This is a genomic window from Streptomyces sp. CO7 (assembly GCF_053474865.1).
Genome location: NZ_JBRIOU010000004.1, coordinates 852,580 through 856,176, shown reverse-complemented (window position 1 = coordinate 856,176; position 3,597 = coordinate 852,580). Strand labels below are relative to the sequence as shown.

At 72.2% G+C, this 3,597-nt stretch carries 3 protein-coding genes and 1 riboswitch; all 3 genes read left to right on the top strand.

Features of this window, described 5'->3' with window-relative positions; translation table 11 throughout:
- Positions 1 to 13 precede the first annotated feature (13 nt).
- Positions 14 to 104: riboswitch (ZMP/ZTP riboswitch) on the top strand.
- A gap of 25 nt (positions 105 to 129) precedes the next feature.
- The 3 genes from ACOV8S_RS16705 (at position 130) to ACOV8S_RS16695 (ending at position 3,508) form a co-directional block, all read left to right on the top strand.
- Positions 130 to 1,572, top strand: coding sequence for a glycine hydroxymethyltransferase (locus tag ACOV8S_RS16705; protein ID WP_448318592.1), 1,443 nt, complete (start codon positions 130 to 132; stop codon positions 1,570 to 1,572).
- Between the two features lie 127 nt (positions 1,573 to 1,699).
- The gene (gene trpS / locus ACOV8S_RS16700) at positions 1,700 to 2,713 is read left to right on the top strand and encodes a tryptophan--tRNA ligase (RefSeq protein ID WP_448318591.1); all 1,014 of its coding nucleotides are present in this window, start codon (positions 1,700 to 1,702) and stop codon (positions 2,711 to 2,713) included.
- Between the two features lie 222 nt (positions 2,714 to 2,935).
- Positions 2,936 to 3,508: a 2'-5' RNA ligase family protein gene (locus tag ACOV8S_RS16695; RefSeq protein ID WP_448318590.1), complete on the top strand. Its 573-nt coding sequence runs from the start codon at positions 2,936 to 2,938 to the stop codon at positions 3,506 to 3,508.
- Positions 3,509 to 3,597: the final 89 nt, after the last annotated feature.

Here is a 3,597-nt window from a genome sequence, read left to right as displayed (position 1 = left end):
CCCCGGTAGGCTGGCCCAGGGCCGTGACTGGCGCGCTGGGATGGGACGGACCATCGGGGAGCGGCCCGGAGGAACCACACGTGCCGTGCGCCTGGGCCACACCGTGACCGCACCCTGCCGGAGGCCGCCATGCCCGACCTTTCCCCCGAGTCCGCCGCGTACCGTGCCGCCCTGGACGTCGTCCGCGCCGTCGAGCCCCGCGTCGCCGACGCGATCGGCCAGGAGCTCGCCGACCAGCGCGAGATGCTCAAGCTGATCGCCTCCGAGAACTACGCCTCGCCCGCGACGCTCCTCGCGATGGGCAACTGGTTCAGCGACAAGTACGCCGAGGGCACCGTCGGCCGCCGCTTCTACGCCGGCTGCCGCAACGTCGACACCGTCGAGTCCCTGGCCGCCGAGCACGCCCGCGAGCTCTTCGGCGCCCGCCACGCCTACGTCCAGCCGCACTCCGGCATCGACGCCAACCTGGTCGCCTTCTGGTCGGTGCTCGCCGACCGCGTCGAGGTCCCGCACCTGGCCAAGGCCGGCGTCCGCCAGGTCAACGAGCTCTCCGACGCCGACTGGGCCGAGCTGCGCACCGCCTTCGGCAACCAGCGGATGCTCGGCATGTCGCTGGACGCCGGCGGCCACCTCACCCACGGCTTCCGCCCCAACATCTCCGGCAAGATGTTCGACCAGCGCTCCTACGGCACCGACCCGGAGACGGGCCTGGTCGACTACGAGGCGCTGCGCGCCACCGCCCGCGACTTCAAGCCGCTGATCATCGTCGCCGGCTACTCCGCCTACCCCCGCCTGGTCAACTTCCGGATCATGCGGGAGATCGCCGACGAGGTCGGCGCGACCCTGATGGTCGACATGGCGCACTTCGCGGGCCTGGTGGCCGGCAAGGTGCTGACCGGCGACTTCGACCCGGTGCCGCACGCGCAGATCGTCACCACCACCACCCACAAGTCGCTGCGCGGCCCGCGCGGCGGCATGGTGCTGTGCGACGACTCGCTCAAGGACCAGGTCGACCGCGGCTGCCCGATGGTGCTCGGCGGCCCGCTGCCGCACGTGATGGCCGCCAAGGCCGTCGCCCTGGCCGAGGCGCGTCAGCCCTCCTTCCAGGACTACGCGCAGCGCATCGTCGACAACGCCAAGGCGCTCGCCGAGGGCCTGATGCGCCGCGGCGCGACGCTGGTCACCGGCGGCACCGACAACCACCTCAACCTGATCGACGTGGCCTCCTCCTACGGCCTCACCGGCCGCCAGGCGGAGCAGGCGCTGCTGGACTCCGGCATCGTCACCAACCGCAACGCGATCCCCGCCGACCCGAACGGCGCCTGGTACACCTCCGGCATCCGTATCGGCACCCCCGCGCTGACCACCCGCGGGCTCGGCACGGCGGAGATGGACGAGATCGCGGCGCTGATCGACCGCGTGCTCACCGAGGCCGTCCCCGGCACCACCGCCAAGGGCGCCCCGTCCAAGGCGCAGCACGTGCTGGACGAGAAGGTCTCCGACGAGGTCTCCCGCCGCGCCACCGAGCTGGTCTCCGGCTTCCCGCTGTACCCGACGATCGACCTGGGCTGACGCCCGCGGACCGGGGGCGGGCGGCCGTCCGCCCCCGGGCCCTCCGTCCGCGCCCGTGTCCGCGTCCGCGGAAAGGGTTGCGCGACCCGTTCCCGTGATCCGGGGGCCACCTGAGAGAATGAGAGGCATGGCCTCTGATCGTCCTCGCGTGCTCTCCGGTATCCAGCCGACCTCCGGCTCGTTCCACCTCGGCAACTACCTCGGCGCCGTCCGCCAGTGGGTGGACCTGCAGACGTCCCACGACGCCTTCTACATGGTCGTCGACCTGCACGCCATCACCGTGCCGCAGGACCCGGAGCAGCTCCGCCAGAACACCCGGCTGTCCGTCGCCCAGCTGCTGGCGGCCGGCCTGGACCCGGAGCACTGCACCCTCTTCGTGCAGAGCCACGTCCCGGAGCACGCCCAGCTCGGCTGGGTGATGAACTGCATCACGGGCTTCGGCGAGGCCTCCCGGATGACGCAGTTCAAGGACAAGTCCGCCAAGCAGGGCAGCGACCGCACCACGGTGGGCCTGTTCACGTACCCGATGCTGATGGTCGCGGACATCCTGCTCTACCAGGCCGACCAGGTCCCGGTCGGCGAGGACCAGCGCCAGCACCTGGAGCTGACCCGCGACCTGGCCGAGCGGTTCAACACCACGTACGGTCCGACCTTCACCGTCCCGAGCGCGTACATCCTCAAGGAGACGGCGAAGATCTACGACCTGCAGGACCCGTCCGCCAAGATGAGCAAGTCGACGGCCAACCCCAAGGGCCTGATCAACCTCATGGACGACCCGAAGGTCACCGCGAAGAAGGTGAAGAGCGCGGTCACCGACACGGAGACCGTCATCCGCTTCGACCGCGAGAACAAGCCGGGCGTCTCCAACCTCCTGACCATCCTCTCCACGCTCACCGGGAAGACGGTCCCGCAGCTGGAGGCGGAGTACGAGGGCAAGATGTACGGCGCCCTGAAGACGGACCTGGCCGAGATCATGGTCGACTTCGTGACGCCGTTCCGCGACCGGACGCAGGAATACCTGGACGACCCGGAGACGCTGGACCAGATCCTCGCCAAGGGCGCGGAGAAGGCGCGCGCGGTGGCCGCCGAGACGCTGGCGACGACCTACGCGCGGATGGGCCTGGTCCCGGCCAAGCACTGACCCGGCCGCCGCCGACGCACGGGCGGCGCGCCGAGGGCGGCGGGCAGGACACTCCCCGCGCCCGAGCGCCCCTCGCGCCACCGGTGATCCAGGCGCGATCCTCCCGGTTCGGCGGTGCGCCGCCGTACAGTCGATGGGGACGGCGGACCCCGGCCCGCGGCCGGGGGCAGCACCCGTCGGGCGTGGCCCGGCGTGACGGAAGACGACACGACAGGAGACGACGTGGGGACCGTAACGATCGGCGTGTCGATCTCGGTCCCGGAGCCGCACGGCACCCTGCTCCAGCAGCGGCGCACGGGCTTCGGCGACGCCGCTGCCTTCGGCATTCCCACGCATGTCACCCTGCTCCCGCCGACCGAGGTGGACGCCTCCGCGCTGCCGAAGATCGAGGCGCACCTCGCCGAGGTGGCGGCCGCCGGGCGGCCCTTCCCGATGCGCCTGGCCGGCACCGGAACGTTCCGTCCGCTCTCGCCAGTGGTGTACGTGCGGGTGGTGGCCGGCGCGGACGAGTGCGCCGGGCTGCAGGCCCGCATCCGGGACGAGGCGGGGCCGGTGGCCCGGGAGCTGCAGTTCCCGTACCACCCGCACGTGACGGTGGCGCACGGCATCGACGAGGAGGCCATGGACCGCGCCTACGCGGAGCTGGCCGACTACACGGCGGAGTGGCCCTGCACCGGCTTCGCCCTTTACGAGCAGGGCGCCGACGGCGTGTGGCGCCGCCTGCGCGACTTCCCCTTCGGCGGCGCCCTGGTCCCGCCCCAGGCCACCGTGGAGAGACACCCCACCCTGCAGTGAGCACGCGCCCGCCTCGGGGCGCGCGCCCGGCCTAGAGCGGGAGACGGCGGAAGAGGGGGCGGGGGAGGCGGCGCAGGACGGCCATGGCG